The following is a 15,570-nucleotide window of genomic DNA, read 5'->3' as shown; positions in this document are numbered from 1 at the left end:
CTGCGCGTGCTGCGCTGCCCCCCGAGGGGGCTGTGCTTGCTCGGGGCGGCCCTTCGCTGCGCACGATGGCCCCCACGCTTGCCGCTGCGCGTGCTGCGCTGCCCCCCGAGGGGGCTGTGCTTGCTCGGGGCGGCCCTTCGCCAGGCACGACCTCTTCCTCGCTCGCAGCATCATTTTGGCTTCCAGCCCCTATCAGCCGGGCATTAGAAGCTCCTGAATTCGTAGCAAGCTGGCCATGCGGTGATCCGGCGGCAAACAGCACGCTAACCGCTACAAAGGACAACCAGAAGCCGGCCTGCAGCAAGGCCCAGGGGTCCAGCGCCACCACGGCGGCCATCGCCAGCAGGCAGACCTGCGGCCAGGGCCAGCGCTTGCCGCTTTGGCGCAGCAAGACCATCACCGCCAGCATCAAGACCGTGCGCTGCGCCGGCACCCCCCAACCTGAAAAAAGCGCATACCCGGCCGCCAGCAGCAGGCCACTCCACGCGCCGGCAGTCATCGCCGGCACGGCCAGGCACAGGGCCGGGCTCCAGCGGGCGGAGCGCCGCCACAACCAGCCCATGACCTGCGCGGCCAGCCACGCGAACATCGTGATGTGAAGTCCGGAAATGCTCATCAGGTGGGCCACCCCGGTGGCGCGAAACACATCCCAGTCGGCGCGCTCAATCGCGTTCTGGTCGCCCACCAGCAGCGCCGCCACCACACCAGCGAGCTGGCGATCGGCCACGCGCGCATACACCGCATCGCGCATCACTTGTCTTGCCCGTTCGACCGGGTGACGCCAGCTGTCGGCAAGCATTTGCGGCGGCGGATCGCGCGGCCCCGCGCGCACGTAACCCGTCGCCTGCAAGCCCTGCTCCCAGAGCCAGAGCTCGTAGTCAAAACCGTGCGGGTTGCTGTTGCCGTGCGGGGCCTTGAGCCGCACGGTCATGCGCCAGCGTTCGCCGGCGCGCAGTGCCGGCGGGGGGCGCTGCAGGGCCAGCGCAGGGGCCGTGTGGGTGCTGGCGTCGGGGTTGTCCGGGCCGGCGCTGAAAGCCGCAAGGTCCCTGAAACCAAAGCCCGCGTACCAGCCCAGAAAAATCTGCGCTGGCAGAAGCACCGCCTGCCCGTTCAGCCGGGCCGACTCGACAGCAAAACGAAAGCGCAGCCCGTCGTCGTTACGCTGCGGCATGGCCAGCACCCGGCCGGTCACCTCGATGTCCCGGCCTTCCAGGGCGGGCTGCAGCGCCCCCCGGTCAAAGACCGCCGCGCGCAAGCCGGTGAGCCCAAAACCGATTGCGAGTGCCAGCAGCAGCACGGCCGGCACCATCAGGGCAAACGTGGCCCTCGGGGAAGCCACGAAACACGCCAGCGTGCCAGCCAGCGCGAGCGCAAAAAGCGCCGCGTACACCCCAGCTGCCAGCAGCGCTGGCTGCTGCAGTTGCAGGGCGGCGCCAGCGACAAAGCCGCAAAAAGCGAAGCTCAAGAGGCGCCTTGGCGGCGTTGCGGAGATCATTCGATGCACATGCCCCCTGCCCGGATCATTTTGTTGTGTAACCGCGAAACTCTTCAACGGCCCGACTCGCGCATTCGCCTACATGCCGCCCATGAACATGCTTTTTAAGCGCCCATCAGCCCCGCACTGACGCGGATTCAGGCCTTTGGCGCAGCTCTTGCTTGGGTTGAATGCATTAAAACCGTGATTTGGGGCCTCCAGAAGCAGCGACCGTGCTATTTCTGCGGCATAGTTGCCAGCAGCCCCGAATTTCTGAAAAGCGAGACCGACTTGTCCATCCACGTTGCCCTGAGCCACATCACCCATTACAAATACGACCGGCTGGTCCATCTCGGCCCTCAGGTGATCCGCTTGCGGCCAGCGCCGCACAGCCGCACCAAGGTGTTGTCTTACTCGCTGAGCATTGAGCCCAAGGACCATTTCATCAACTGGCAGCAGGACCCGTTTGCCAACTACCAGGCACGGCTGGTGTTTCCCGAGCCAACGCGTGAGTTCAAGGTCACGGTTGATCTGGTCGTCGAGATGGCGGTGTTCAACCCCTTCGACTTTTTCCTTGAGCCCGAGGCCGAGGAATTTCCGTTCAAGTACAGCAAAGACCAGGCGCGCGAGCTCGCACCCTACCTCGCCACCGAACCCGTCACCCCGCTGCGCAAGGCCTACCTGGACAGCGTGGACCGCACACCCCGACGCACCATTGATTTCCTGGTCGGCCTGAACCAGAAGCTGCAGGGCGACATCAAGTACGCGATCCGCATGGAGCCGGGTGTACAGACGCCGGAGGAAACCTTGCAGCTGGCTATCGGCTCCTGCCGCGACACCGGCTGGCTCATGGTGCAGCTTTTTCGCCACCTCGGGTTGGCCGCGCGGTTTGTGTCGGGCTACCTGATCCAGCTCAAGGCCGACGTCAAGTCGCTCGACGGCCCCAGCGGTACTGAGACCGACTTCACCGACCTGCACGCCTGGTGCGAAGTCTTCCTGCCCGGCGCGGGCTGGGTCGGACTGGACCCGACCTCCGGACTGATGGCTGGCGAAGGCCACATTCCGCTGGCCTGCACACCCGAGCCGTCGAGCGCTGCGCCGATTGAAGGCGGCGTCGATGAAAGCGAGGTCGAGTTTGCTCACCACATGGGCGTGCAGCGTATTTTTGAGTCGCCGCGCGTGACCCAGCCCTACACCGATGCCCTGTGGGGCGCGGTGCTCAAGCTGGGCCACCAGGTGGACCGCGACCTGGCAGCAGGCGATGTACGGCTGACCATGGGCGGAGAGCCGACTTTTGTAGCCACGCAGGACCGCGACGCCGCCGAATGGAACATCGACGCGCTGGGCCCGACCAAACGCGGCTACGCGACCGAGCTGGTGCAAAAGCTGCGCGCCGAATACGGCGAAGGCGGCTTTCTGCACTTCGGCCAAGGCAAGTGGTATCCGGGCGAGCAGTTGCCGCGCTGGGCGCTGAGCATTTTCTGGCGCAAGGATGGCCAGCCGGTCTGGCAGAACCCGGCGCTGTTCACCGACGAGCGCAATACCGGGCCCGGCTGCAACTACACCAGTGCAGACGCCAAACGGTTTGCCGACACGCTGGCAGGCAAGCTGGGGCTGACCCCCCAACACATCACGCCGGGTTATGAAGACACCTGGTACTACCTGTGGCGCGAGCGCCGCCTGCCGGTCAATGTGGACCCCTTTGACACCAAACTCGATGACGCGATGGAGCGTGCCCGCCTGCGCCGCGTGTTCTCGCAGGGCCTGGATGCGGTGGTCGGTTATGTGTTGCCGCTCAAAGTGCGTGAAGAAAGCGCAAAAGGGCAAGGACCGCAATGGTCCACCGGACCGTGGTTCTTCCGCGACGAACGCATGTACCTGATGCCCGGCGACTCGCCCATGGGGTACCGCCTGCCACTGGACTCGGTGCCTTGGGTAACGAAGACCGACTACCCCTACATGACCGAGGCCGACCCATTTGCGCCGCGCGACGACCTGCCTTCGACCGCCACCCTGGCGGCGCGCTACAACGCCGCCACCGGCGTGGCCGCTCCGATCAACGCGACGCCCGCCCCGGCGACCGGTCACAACAGCGCCAGCATGCTGGCGCAGTACATGGCGCGCTACATGAGGACCAGCGGCCCGCGCAGCGAGGCCAGCCGCCTGCTGCAATTCAAGCCAGCCAGCGTCAGTACCGATGCGCGCTTCGACCAGAGCAACAAAGCCCCCGCTGCGGCGCCTGTACCGGCGGCAGCGCCGACCGTCGATGAAAACGCCCGCATGCCGAAAAAAGGCGAATCCGCCGCCTGGCTGACCCGTACGGCCTTGTGTGTGGAGGTGCGCGACCCGAACCGCGCCAACGGTCCACAAGACAAACCCAAAGCCGCACCGAAAGAAAAAGGTGCCAAGGCGGAGACCGGCGCGCTTTACATCTTCATGCCGCCGCTGGAGCGTCTGGAGGACTACCTGGACCTGCTCGCCGCGGTTGAGGCCACTGCGCAGGCACTTAGCCTGCAGATCGTGCTGGAGGGCTACCCACCACCACGCGACCCGCGCCTGAAGATGCTGCAGGTCACCCCCGACCCGGGCGTCATCGAGGTCAACATTCACCCGGCCTACAACTGGAACGAGCTGGTCGAACACACCGAGTTCCTCTACAAAATCGCGCACGAAACCCGTCTGTCGGCCGAAAAATTCATGACCGATGGCCGCCACACCGGCACCGGCGGTGGCAACCACTTCGTACTGGGCGGCGCTACGCCACCCGACAGTCCGTTTTTGCGCAAGCCGGAAATGCTGGGTAGCCTGATTGCCTACTGGCACAACCATCCGTCGCTGAGCTACCTGTTCTCGGGCATGTTCATCGGCCCGACCAGCCAGGCGCCAAGAATTGACGAGGCGCGCAACGACCAGCTGTACGAGCTGGAAATTGCACTGCGCGAGATCGCTGCCAATCGGGAAAAGTATGGCGAAAAGATGCCGCCGTGGATTGTCGACCGCACGCTGCGCAATATCCTCGTCGATGTCACCGGCAACACCCACCGCAGCGAGTTCTGCATCGACAAGATGTACTCGCCCGACTCGGCCACCGGCCGTCTGGGTCTGCTGGAGCTGCGTGCCTTTGAAATGCCGCCGCATGCCCGCATGAGCATCGTCCAGCAACTGCTGCTGCGCGCGCTGGTGGCCCGTTTCTGGAACAAGCCATACCACGGCCGCATGACGCGTTGGGGCACCGAGCTGCACGACCGTTTTCTGCTGCCGGCTTTTGTGCGTCAGGACTTTGCCGACGTGCTGACCGAGCTCAACGAGGCCGGCTACGGCTTTGACATGGCCTGGTTCGACCCGCATTTCGAGTTTCGCTTCCCGATGATTGGCCAGGTCAAAGCCAACAGCATCGAGCTGACCTTGCGCAGCGCGCTGGAGCCCTGGCACGTGATGGGCGAGGAAGGCTCGTCGGGCGGTACCGTGCGTTATGTGGACTCGTCGCTTGAGCGTGTGGAGGTGCGTGTCACTGGACTCAACGACAACCGTTATGTCGTCACCGCCAATGGCCGCGCCCTGCCGCTGCAAAACACCGGCACGGTCGGCGAATACGTGGCGGGCGTGCGTTACAAGGCCTGGAACCCGCCTTCCGCCTTGCACCCCTCCATTGGCGTACATGCGCCGCTGACCTTTGACATTGTGGACACCTGGATGGAGCGCTCGCTGGGCGGCTGCCAGTACCATGTGGCGCACCCCGGCGGCCTGAGTTATGACACCCTGCCGGTCAATTCGTACGAGGCCGAAAGCCGGCGCCTGAACCGCTTCTTCCAGATGGGCCACACGCCCGGCAGGATGCAGGTGCAGCCTGGTCAACCCAGCCGGGAGTTCCCTTTCACCATGGACCTGCGCTAAAACCGCCGGCCACAGGCCCCGGCCCGCTGTCTGATAGCTGCAACATGCAGTTACAGCTGCGCCGGGGTGAAGGCATACTCGGGCAACGTGGAAAAAACACCCTCTCTTTTTGCAGCCGCACCGCTGGAGTCTCCTGTCGATCTGGCTGCGGCGCTGGCACTGCCGGCCTCCGCCGGCCACTTCGACGAGTTGCATGGCCGGACCCTGGACAAGGCCACTCCGGCAGGCAGCCACCAAAGCCAGCAGCAAAGCCAGTCCGGCCTGCACCTGGCCGGCGCACCTGCTGGCGCGGCCAACGCGCCGGTCACCGCTCCTGCTGCCCCGCCGCCGGGCAGGCTGTCGCCTGACTGGCACCGCTTCTTCAATTTCCTGGGCGGCGACGGTTTCGATGACCTGAACCACCGCACCGACAACCTGCGCCGTCAAATCCGCGACAACGGCGTGACCTACAACGTCTATGCCGATGCGGACGGCCCGCAGCGGCCCTGGTCGCTGGACCTGTTTCCACTGATCCTGTCGGCGCAGGACTGGGCGCAGATTTCGTCCGGGGTCGCGCAGCGTGCGCGGCTGCTGGACCGCGTGATGGGCGACGTCTATGGCCCGCAACAGTTGCTGGCGCTGGGCCTGCTGCCCACAGCGCTGGTACAGGGCCACCCAGGCTACCTGCGCGCCATGCATGGCGTAAAGCCAGCGGGCGGCACTTTTTTGCACATCGCCGCGTTTGACCTGGCGCGCGGCCCGGACGGGCGCTGGTGGGTGGTCTCGCAACGCACCCAGGCGCCGTCCGGCCTGGGCTACCTGCTGGAAAACCGCCTGGCCATCTCCCGGCTGTTTTCGCAGTCCTTCCGCGAAATGAAAGTACAGGGGCTGGCGGCCTCCTACAAGGCGCTGATCGACGGCATGAAGGCCAGCAGCCTGGCCGGCCGCGCCGGCGAAGACAGCCGCATCGTGCTGCTGACACCCGGCCCTTACAACGAAACCTATTTTGAACACGCTTACCTCGCGCGTTACCTGGGCCTGACGCTGGTCGAAGGCAGCGACCTGCTGGTGCGCGATGACCGGCTGTACCTCAAGACCTTGCAGGGCCTGGAGCCGGTGCATGGCCTGCTCAAGCGCCTGGACGACGAGTTCCTGGACCCGCTGGAGTTGCGTTCTGATTCGACGCTGGGCGTGCCTGGCCTGCTGCAGGTCATTCGCGCTGGCAACGTGCTGGTGGCCAACACACCGGGCTCGGCGTTTCTGGAATCGAGTGCGCTGCTGGGCTTTTTGCCCGCGCTGTCGCGGCACCTGCTGGATGAGCCGCTGGCCCTGCCCTCGCTGGCGACCTGGTGGTGCGGCGAGCAGGCAGCTCTGCAGGAAGTCCTGCCGCTGCTGAAAGACTGCGTCATCAAGGGCACCTACCCCGGCTCCGGCATCGAGTCGGTGATTGCGCAAACCCTGTCCCGCCGCGAACTTGACGAGTGGGCCGGCCGGCTGGTGCGGCGCAGCGGCGACTACACCGTGCAGGCTTATCTGCCGCTGTCGCAGACGCCGACCTGGCAGGGCGAAAGGCTGGCGCCGCGCTCGGCCATGCTGCGGGTGTTCGCGGTGGCCGACGGTACCGGCTCCTGGCAGGTGCTGCCGGGCGGGCTGGCGCGGCTAGCTGGCCCGAACGACAAGATCGCCTCCATGCAGCAAGGCGGCAGCAGCGCCGATGTGTGGGCACTGTCCGAGTCCGAGCTACTGCCCCCCCTTTCTGGCGCTGCCAGCGCCGGCAAAAAAACGCCGCCTGCAGACCTTTCGGCTGAAGTTGGCGCCCAGGCCCGGACCGCCAGCTTTGCACGCCACAAACCCCCGGTGACCAGCCGCGCCGCTGAAAACCTGTTCTGGCTGGGCCGCTACACCGAACGCACCGAAAACGCCATCCGCCTCGCGCAGCTGACCCTGCAATCACTGAGCGGCGAGGACCAGTCGTCGCCGCCGCTGCTGGCCTGGCTGTCGGAGCTGGCTGTCAAGAACGGACTGGTGCTCGACTCGGTGCCGCCGGCGACGCAGGCGCGCCGCGTTTTCGAGCGCTCGCTGATCGCCAGCCTCGCCGATACCGAGCAGGCCGCCAGCGTGGGCTACAACCTGCGCGCTATCAAGGGCGCGGCCTCGGCGGTGCGCGAGCGGCTGTCGCAGGAGCAGTGGCACGTCATTGTTCGCGCCGAAGAAGATTTTTTCCGGCGCTGCGAAAGCTTCAGCGGCCCCGAGCACCCGGCGAGCCAGGCGCTGGAGTATTCGTCCGTGGAGGCACTGCACGCCCTTGAATCAGCCAGCAGCTTTCTGGCCGCCATGACCGGCGCGCAAACCGACCGCATGAGCCGCGACGACGGCTGGCGCCTGCTCAGCACAGGCCGGCACATCGAGCGCCTGAACACGCTGGCGGCCGCGCTGATCCTCGGTTTCGAAACCGGTGCCGTGCATGACGAGGGCGGCTTCGGCGCCATCGTCGCGCTGTTTGACAGCACCATCGCCTTTCACGCCCAGTACCAGCAGCAGCGCGACGTGCCCGCGCTGCTGGATCTGCTGGTGCTTGATCGCGACAACCCGCGCTCGCTCGGCTGGGTCACGCAGACACTGCGCGGCCGGCTCGCGCGCCTGGCCGAAAACACCCTGAGCGCGCCGCAGCCCGTGCCTGACCTGACGCCCGGCCTGCCAGACCCCGGCAGCTGGCTACTGGCCGAGTTGTACACACCCGGCGCTGGCAACCCGCAAGACCAGGGTTACGACGGCCTGCTGGCGCAGCTGGCGCAATGCTGCGGCGCAGCCTTCGAGCTTTCGGACACACTGAGCCGCCGCTACTTCAGCCATGTGGCAAGCGATGAACACAGCCTGGGCGCCTGAGCCTTTTACTTCTCCCACACGATGCTGCTCCACCTGGTTCACGAGACACGTTACGCCTACAGCCCGACCGTGGAGAGCGCGCACCATGTGCTGTACCTGCGGCCGGCCAGCCACGCCGGCCAGGAGCTGCTCAGCCACACACTGACCGTCAGCCCGCAGCCTGCGCAAAGGTATGACCAGACCGATGTGTATGGCAACACCCGCACATTTTTCTCGCTGCATACGCCGCATGACCAGCTGACCGTGGTGGCCGAGAGCATGGTGTCCACACTGGCTGTCCCTGAAAAACCCATGGCCGGGCTGGCCTGGGAGCAGGTGCGCGAGCAGTTCCGCTACCAGGCCGGCGGCGCTTACGACAGCGCCGGCGAGTTCGTCTTTGCCTCGCCCTATGTGCCACGCGACGAGGCCTTTGCAGAATTCGCGCGGCCCAGCTTCACCCCGGGTCGCCCGCTGCCGCAGGCCGCGCAGCACCTGATGGAGCGCATCCACACGGAGATGGTCTACGACAGCGACAGCACCGAAGTTGGCACGCCCGCGCTGGAAGCGCTGCAGTTGCGCAAGGGCGTGTGCCAGGACTTCGCCCACATCTTGGTGGCCTGCTGCCGGTCCATGGGTGTGCCGGCGCGTTACGTCAGCGGCTACCTGCTGACCAACCCCGCGCCCGGTCAGCCGCGCCTGATCGGCTGCGATGCCTCCCACGCCTGGGCCTCGGTCTACTGCCCGTTGTCCGGCGAGGGTGGCGGTATGGCGCTGGCTGTCGGGCAAAATCCGGGCGTCTGGCTGGACTTTGACCCCACCAACAATCGCGCACCCGGTGAAGACTACGTGACGCTGGCCACCGGCCGCGACTTTCTGGACGTCTCGCCAATGCGCGGCGTGATACGCGGCGGCGCCCACCATGTGCTGGATGTCGCGGTGACGGTCACGCCCATCGAGCCCGACTAAGCTGCTCTAGAATCGGCAGTGAGCCGCCCCGCCATTGCTACTTTTTTAATAGCTGCTAGTGCCCGTCAGCAAAGGGCTGGAGGCCAATTTCATCATCAATCGGCGCTTCAATGCCGCTTCACCGCTTCAGGAGACCCTCATGAGCACCACCCCCATCTACGACAGACTCCAGGCCCTGGGCATCACGCTGCCACCGGTGGCTGTGCCAGCCGCGGCCTACCTGCCTTTTGTTCAAACCGGCAAGCTGGTCTTTCTCAGCGGTCACATCGCCAAAAAGGACGGTAAGGCCTGGGTGGGGCAGTTGGGCAAAAACATGGGTACCGAGGAAGGAAAGTCCGCCGCGCGTGCCATCGCCATTGACCTGATGGGCACGCTGCAAGCGGCCGTCGGCGACCTGGGCAAGGTCAAACGTATCGTCAAGCTGATGAGCCTGGTCAACTCGACCGGCGACTTTACCGAGCAACACCTGGTGACCAACGGCGCCAGCGAACTGTTTGCCGAAGTCTTCGGCCCCGCAGGTGCCCATGCCCGAAGCGCATTTGGCGTGGCGCAGATTCCCATGGGGGCTTGTGTCGAAATCGAGATGATTGCGGAAGTCGACTGAGCTGCTACTGGAAGGCCTTGCGCAGCAGCTCGCGGAGGCGCGCATAGGCCTGCTCGCGCGCCACAGGGTTGGGGCCGACGTGCACACCCTGGCCGGGATGGGTGCCATTGGGCACATCGGTCCGGACCCGGACCTGCCCGGTGGGGTTGTCAAAGTCATGGTAGCTGTCGGGATAGACGTTGACCTCGGCGCCCGAGGCGTTGCCCAGGGCCACGCAGGGCGCCGGCGGCGTCCAGTCGTCTTTTTCGCCGAGCATCAGAACCAGCGGGGCGCTCATGCGGTAGCCTGACTTCAGGGCGGCGCTGCAGCCTGGATAAAACGCGATGGCCACCACTGGCTGCAGGGGCTGAGCGCGTACATCGGCACGCGCCGCATCGGTGGCCGCAAGCACCGCGCTGCCCCCGTGTGACCAGCCCAGCAAGGCCATACGCTGCGCTTGTGCCCAAGGCTGGGCTGCGGCCCAGGTGAGCGCAGCCAGCGTATCGGCGCGGCGCTCGCCCTGGTCTATCCGGCGGGTGCCGATTTTCTGGGTGCACAGCGAGGACTCACCGCGTGGCGTCAGGCTGTCGGGAAACACTGCCGCGTAGCCCTCGGCCATCAGCAGGTCGGCCATGGCCTGGTGGCGCGCATTGAGCTGTCCCTTGCGGGCACCACTGGCTGCGTACAAGCCGCCGCAACCGTGCAACGCAATCACCGTGCCTGTGGGTGCCCGACCGACGGGCTGGAACACCCACGCCGTGAGCGGTGTTCCATCAAGGCTGGCAAATCGGACTTCTTGTGGCGCTGCGCCTGCCGGCAGGCCTGCCAGCAAAAAAACAGCAACAAAAAACGCCTTCAGCCCTTGCTGCACCTGCGCCATCAGCTATGATTTTGGTAGCAGATAGCCATCATGCCCGCTCGACCACCCAGCCATGGACCGACTTCAGGGCGTCCGGGAGCTTCGATGGGTCCGTGCCGCCCGCCATCGCCATGTCGGCCTTGCCGCCACCCTTGCCACCCACCTGCTGGGCGACGAAGTTGACGAGCTCGCCGGCCTTGAGCCTGCCCACGCTATCGGCGGTCACGCCGGCGGCGATCTGCACCTTGTCGCCATCCACGGCGGCCAGCACGATGACGGCGGTCTTGAGCTTGTCCTTCAGCTTGTCCATGGTGTCGCGCAGGGTTTTGGCGTCCGCGCCTTCCAGCCTGGCGGCCAGCACCTTGAGACCCTTGATGTCCACGGCCTGGGCCATCAGCTCGTCGCCCTGCGCCGAAGCCAGCTTGCCCTTGGCGGCCGTCAGCTCTTTTTCCAGATCGCGCATCTGCTCGAGCAGGCTGCTGACACGGGCTGGCACTTCGTGTGGCGTGACCTTGAGCGTTCCGGCCACGCCGCCCAGGGTGGCTTCCATCGCCTGCACATAGTTGAGCGCCGCCAGCCCGGTCACCGCCTCGATGCGCCGCACGCCGGACGCTACGCCGCCCTCGGCGGTGATGGTGAAAAAGCCGATGTCGCCCGTGCGCGCCACGTGCGTGCCGCCGCACAGCTCCTTGCTCGACCCAATGCTCAGCACGCGCACCTCGTCGCCGTACTTCTCGCCGAACAGCATCATCGCGCCGGTTTTCTGGGCGGCTTCCATGTCCATCACGCTGGCGTCGGTTGCAGCGTTGGCCAGGATCTCGGCGTTGACGCGCGCTTCAATCTCGCAAATCTGTTGGTCGGTCACCGGTGCGTTGTGGGCAAAGTCGAAGCGGGTTTTTTCGGCATCGACCAGAGAGCCTTTTTGCAACACATGGTCGCCCAGCACCTCACGCAAGGCCTTGTGCATCAGGTGAGTGGCGCTGTGGTTACGCACGGTGGCAGCGCGGTGCGCAGTGTCCACACGCGCCGCGACGGTGTCGCCCACTCTCAGGCTGCCCTGGGTCTGCGTGCCGTGGTGGCCGAACACGTCGGCCTTGATTTTTTGGGTGTCGCTCACGTTGAACACCGCGCCCTCACCCCTGCCCTCTCCCAAGGGGAGAGGGGGTAAAACCGAAAAAGCTGCTTGACTTGCTCCCTCGCCCCTCTGGGGAGAGGGCTGGGGTGAGGGGCTGCATAACCGGCCCTGGTCACCGACCTGCCCGCCGCTCTCGGCATAAAACGGCGTGGTATTCAAAACGACCACCCCGCTCTGCCCGGCGCTCAGCGCCTGCACGGCCACGCCGTCGGCATACAGCGCCACCACTTTGGCCGGCTCTTCCAACAAGTCATAACCAGTGAACGCATGGCCTTCGCCAGCGTATTCCAGCGCGCGGTCCATCTTGAACTTGCCAGCGGCACGCGCCTGGTTTTTCTGTTTGTCCATGGCGGCGTTGAAGCCGGCTTCGTCCACCTCGACGCCGCGTTCGCGGCACACGTCGGCCGACAGATCCAGCGGGAAGCCGTAGGTGTCGTGCAGCTTGAAGGCCACGTCGCCCGGCAGCACCTTCGCACCACCCGCCAGCGCCGTGTCCAGGATGGTCATGCCGATTTCGAGTGTTTCGAAAAAGCGCTCCTCCTCGGCCTTGAGCACGGCGGTGATACGTGCCTCGCCGGCCTTGAGCCGGGGATAGGCATCGCCCATCAGCCAGGCCAAATCGGCCACCAGCTTGTGGAAAAACGGCGTCTTTTTGCCTAACTTGTAACCGTGGCGGATCGCGCGGCGGATGATGCGCCGCTGCACATAACCACGGCCTTCGTTGGAGGGGTTGACGCCGTCGCTGACCAGGAAGGCGGTGGCGCGGATGTGGTCGGCGATAACGCGCAGAGACTTGTTGTCGAGGTCTTTTTCGCCGCTTCCGCCAAAAACTTCGCGCGAGGCAGCCTTGATCAGCGCGTCAAAGATGTCGATCTCGTAGTTGCTGTGCACGTGCTGCAGGATGGCCGCCAGGCGTTCCAGGCCCATACCGGTGTCCACGCAGGGCGCGGGCAGCGGCGTGACCGAACCGTCCTCAGCCATGTTGAACTGCATGAACACGTTGTTCCAGATTTCGATGAAGCGGTCACCGTCCTCGTCCGGGCTGCCGGGTGGCCCCCCAGGGATGTGCGCGCCGTGGTCATAGAAGATTTCCGAGCAAGGACCGCAGGGACCGGTGTCGGCCATCATCCAGAAGTTGTCGGACTTGTAGCGCCCACCCTTGTTGTCGCCGATGCGGATCACGCGTTCGGGCGGCAGGCCGATCTCTTTGGTCCAGATGTCGTAGGCCTCATCGTCTTCTTCATACACAGTGGCCAGCAGGCGCTCGGGCGGCAACTTGTAGACCTCGGTCAGCAGCTCCCAGGCCCACTTCAATGATTCGCGCTTGAAGTAGTCGCCAAAACTCCAGTTGCCGAGCATCTCGAAAAACGTGTGGTGGCGCGCGGTGTAACCCACGTTTTCGAGGTCGTTGTGTTTGCCGCCAGCGCGCAGGCAGGCCTGCACCGACGCCGCACGCACATAGGGGCGTTTGTCCGATCCGAGGAACACGTCCTTGAACTGAACCATGCCCGAATTGGTGAACATCAGGGTCGGGTCATTGCCGGGTACGAGAGAACTCGACGCCACCACGGTATGACCCTTGGACGCAAAAAAGTCCAGAAAGCTCTTGCGGATATCGGCGACGGTGAAGGTGGGTGTGCTCATGGTGTGTGGGTTGCTGGTAATGCCGGCGCTGGCCGGGCCAGCGGCCCGGAGCAGCCGACCGCACCTGGATGCTCGATTTGCCTGAGCTTTCGATTATAAGTTTCAGCGCCGTCCTGCCCGGTCGGCCTGCGCAAAACCGCACGAAGCGCTATGCTTGTCGGTTATTGCCAACGAGCCGGCCACGGCTCCCGTCAGAAGGAAATTCCCATGGACATGAAGACCTCCCCTATTTCGCTGCTCAAGGACCCCAGCCTGTTCAAGACCGATGCCTTGATCAACGGCCAGTGGGTCAAGGGCACAACGCGTTTTGACGTGAACGACCCGGCCACCGGACTGAAGCTCGCCGACGTGGCCAATCTGGGCGCCAAAGACGCTGAAGACGCGATTGCCGCCGCCAACGCCGCCTGGCCGGCCTGGCGCAGCAAGACCGGCAAGGAGCGCCATGCGATTTTGCTCAAGTGGTACCAACTGCTGATGGCCAACGTCGAAGACCTGGGCCGCATCATGACCGCCGAGCAGGGCAAACCTTTTGCCGAAGCCAAGGGCGAAGTCGCCTACGGTGCCAGCTTTGTCGAGTGGTTTGCCGAAGAAGCCAAACGCGTCAACGGCGAAACCCTGCCCCAGTTCGACAACAACCGCCGCCTGATGGTCTTGAAGCAGCCGATCGGCGTCTGCGCCGCCATCACGCCGTGGAACTTCCCGCTGGCCATGATCACCCGCAAGGTGGCGCCTGCGCTGGCTGCTGGCTGCCCGGTGGTCATCAAACCGGCTGAACTGACGCCGCTGACGGCGCTGGCTGCGGCTGAGCTGGCGATACGCGCCGGCATTCCCGCTGGCGTGCTCAACGTCCTGACCACCGACGAAAGTGCAGCCGTCGGCAAGGTGTTCTGCGCCAGTGACATCGTGCGCCATATCAGTTTCACCGGCTCCACCGAAGTCGGCCGCATTTTGATGGCACAAAGTGCGCCATCGATCAAAAAGCTTGCACTGGAGCTGGGCGGTAACGCCCCTTTCATCGTGTTTGACGATGCCGACATCGACTCCGCCGTCGAGGGTGCCATGGCCAGCAAGTACCGCAACGCCGGCCAGACCTGCGTCTGCGCCAACCGCATCTATGTGCAGGACGGCGTGTACGACCAGTTCGTCGAAAAGTTCTCGGCCAAGGTCAAGCTGCTGAAGGTCGGCAACGGTTTTGAGGACGGCGTGGTACAGGGCCCGCTGATCGAGGATTCGGCCGTTGACAAGGTGCAGCGCCATGTGGACGACGCGCTGGCCAAAGGCGGCAAGCTGCTGGCCGGCGGCCACAAGATGAAGGGCCAGTTCTTCGAGCCGACCGTGATTTCGGAAGCCACCGGCGACATGCTCTGCGCCAGGGAAGAAACCTTTGGACCGTTTGCGCCCGTCTTCCGCTTCAAACACGAGCAGGAAGCCATTGACGCTGCCAACAACACCGAGTTCGGCCTGGCCAGTTACTTCTACAGCCGCGACATCGGCCGCATCTACCGCGTCGCCGAGGCGCTGGAATACGGCATGGTCGGTATCAACGCTGGCGTGATCGCCACCGAACACGTGCCCTTCGGCGGCGTCAAGCAGTCGGGCCTGGGCCGTGAAGGCTCCAGCCACGGCATGGAGGAATACCTTGAAATGAAATACCTTTGCCTGGGAGACATACAGAAATGAACCGCAGAATCCTTTTGCAAGCTGGCATCGTCGGCGCTGCCACCTTATCCGCTCCGTTTTTGATAGCGGCACACGCTCAGGGGACGGGAGCTACAGGCCAAAAACGCCACAAAATTGTGATCCAGGTCAGTGACAACGACCCGGCAAAATGGAACCTGGCGCTGAACAACGCCAAAAACGTGCAAGAGGACGTGGGCGCTGCCAACGTCGACATAGAAATCGTCGCCTATGGCCCGGGCATCGGTATGCTCAAGCTGGAGTCCCCAACGGGCGCACGTGTTGCCGACGCCATGAAGGCCAACGTGCGCGTGGTCGCCTGCGAAAACACCATGCGTGGCCAGAAGCTGGGCAAAGAGGACATGTTGCCCGCCATCAGCTACGTGCCCGCTGGCGTGACCGAGATCATGAAAAAGCAGGGTGAAGGCTGGGCTTATTTGCGGCCCTGATTTTTTCCTCTTCTGAGCGTCCTGATGGTTTTACAATCAGTGCAC

Annotated in this window: 9 protein-coding genes; 6 read left to right on the top strand and 3 right to left on the bottom strand. The window is 64.7% G+C overall.

Annotated features, from left to right (window positions below):
* Window positions 1-1,495: ComEC/Rec2 family competence protein (locus ACESMT_RS02080; protein WP_372824772.1), on the bottom strand; the 1,495-nt coding region annotated here is incomplete at its 3' end.
* A gap of 270 nt (window positions 1,496-1,765) precedes the next feature.
* On the opposite strand from ACESMT_RS02080, the gene ACESMT_RS02075 reads away from it, so the two are divergent.
* The 4 genes from ACESMT_RS02075 to ACESMT_RS02060 all read left to right on the top strand — a co-directional run bounded on the left by ACESMT_RS02075 (window position 1,766) and on the right by ACESMT_RS02060 (window position 9,782).
* Window positions 1,766-5,368, top strand: coding sequence for a DUF2126 domain-containing protein (locus tag ACESMT_RS02075; RefSeq protein ID WP_372824770.1), 3,603 nt, complete (start codon window positions 1,766-1,768; stop codon window positions 5,366-5,368).
* Window positions 5,369-5,455: 87 nt separating this feature from the next.
* Window positions 5,456-8,233 carry a circularly permuted type 2 ATP-grasp protein gene (locus tag ACESMT_RS02070; RefSeq protein WP_372824768.1) on the top strand — a complete coding sequence of 926 codons (2,778 nt, stop codon included), beginning with the start codon at window positions 5,456-5,458 and terminating at the stop codon, window positions 8,231-8,233.
* A gap of 21 nt (window positions 8,234-8,254) precedes the next feature.
* Window positions 8,255-9,178: a transglutaminase N-terminal domain-containing protein gene (locus ACESMT_RS02065; protein WP_372824766.1), complete on the top strand. Its 924-nt coding sequence runs from the start codon at window positions 8,255-8,257 to the stop codon at window positions 9,176-9,178.
* 139 nt (window positions 9,179-9,317) lie between these two features.
* Window positions 9,318-9,782 (top strand): RidA family protein, encoded by a 465-nt coding sequence (locus ACESMT_RS02060; RefSeq protein WP_372824764.1) that lies wholly within the window; start codon window positions 9,318-9,320, stop codon window positions 9,780-9,782.
* A 4-nt stretch (window positions 9,783-9,786) separates the two neighbouring features.
* Here ACESMT_RS02060 and ACESMT_RS02055 read toward each other — a convergent pair whose 3' ends face one another.
* Together ACESMT_RS02055 and alaS are read right to left on the bottom strand one after the other, a co-directional pair.
* Window positions 9,787-10,641 carry a dienelactone hydrolase family protein gene (locus ACESMT_RS02055; protein ID WP_372824762.1) on the bottom strand — a complete coding sequence of 285 codons (855 nt, stop codon included), beginning with the start codon at window positions 10,639-10,641 and terminating at the stop codon, window positions 9,787-9,789.
* Between the two features lie 28 nt (window positions 10,642-10,669).
* Window positions 10,670-13,399 (bottom strand): alanine--tRNA ligase, encoded by a 2,730-nt coding sequence (alaS, locus tag ACESMT_RS02050; RefSeq protein ID WP_372824760.1) that lies wholly within the window; start codon window positions 13,397-13,399, stop codon window positions 10,670-10,672.
* Window positions 13,400-13,606: 207 nt separating this feature from the next.
* Here alaS and ACESMT_RS02045 point away from each other — a divergent pair, with 207 nt between their 5' ends.
* Together ACESMT_RS02045 and ACESMT_RS02040 are read left to right on the top strand one after the other, a co-directional pair.
* Complete coding sequence (locus ACESMT_RS02045; RefSeq protein ID WP_372824758.1) at window positions 13,607-15,079, top strand: NAD-dependent succinate-semialdehyde dehydrogenase; 1,473 nt, start codon at window positions 13,607-13,609, stop codon at window positions 15,077-15,079.
* Complete coding sequence (locus tag ACESMT_RS02040; RefSeq protein WP_372824756.1) at window positions 15,076-15,525, top strand: DsrE family protein; 450 nt, start codon at window positions 15,076-15,078, stop codon at window positions 15,523-15,525. Before ACESMT_RS02045 ends, ACESMT_RS02040 begins: the two co-directional genes overlap by 4 nt.
* Window positions 15,526-15,570: the final 45 nt, after the last annotated feature.

The sequence above is a fragment of the Polaromonas sp. genome (assembly GCF_041689105.1).
In the GTDB taxonomy this organism is placed as follows: domain Bacteria; phylum Pseudomonadota; class Gammaproteobacteria; order Burkholderiales; family Burkholderiaceae_C; genus Polaromonas.
Note: the sequence above shows the minus strand (reverse complement) of the source record. Positions and strands in the feature narration are given on the sequence as shown.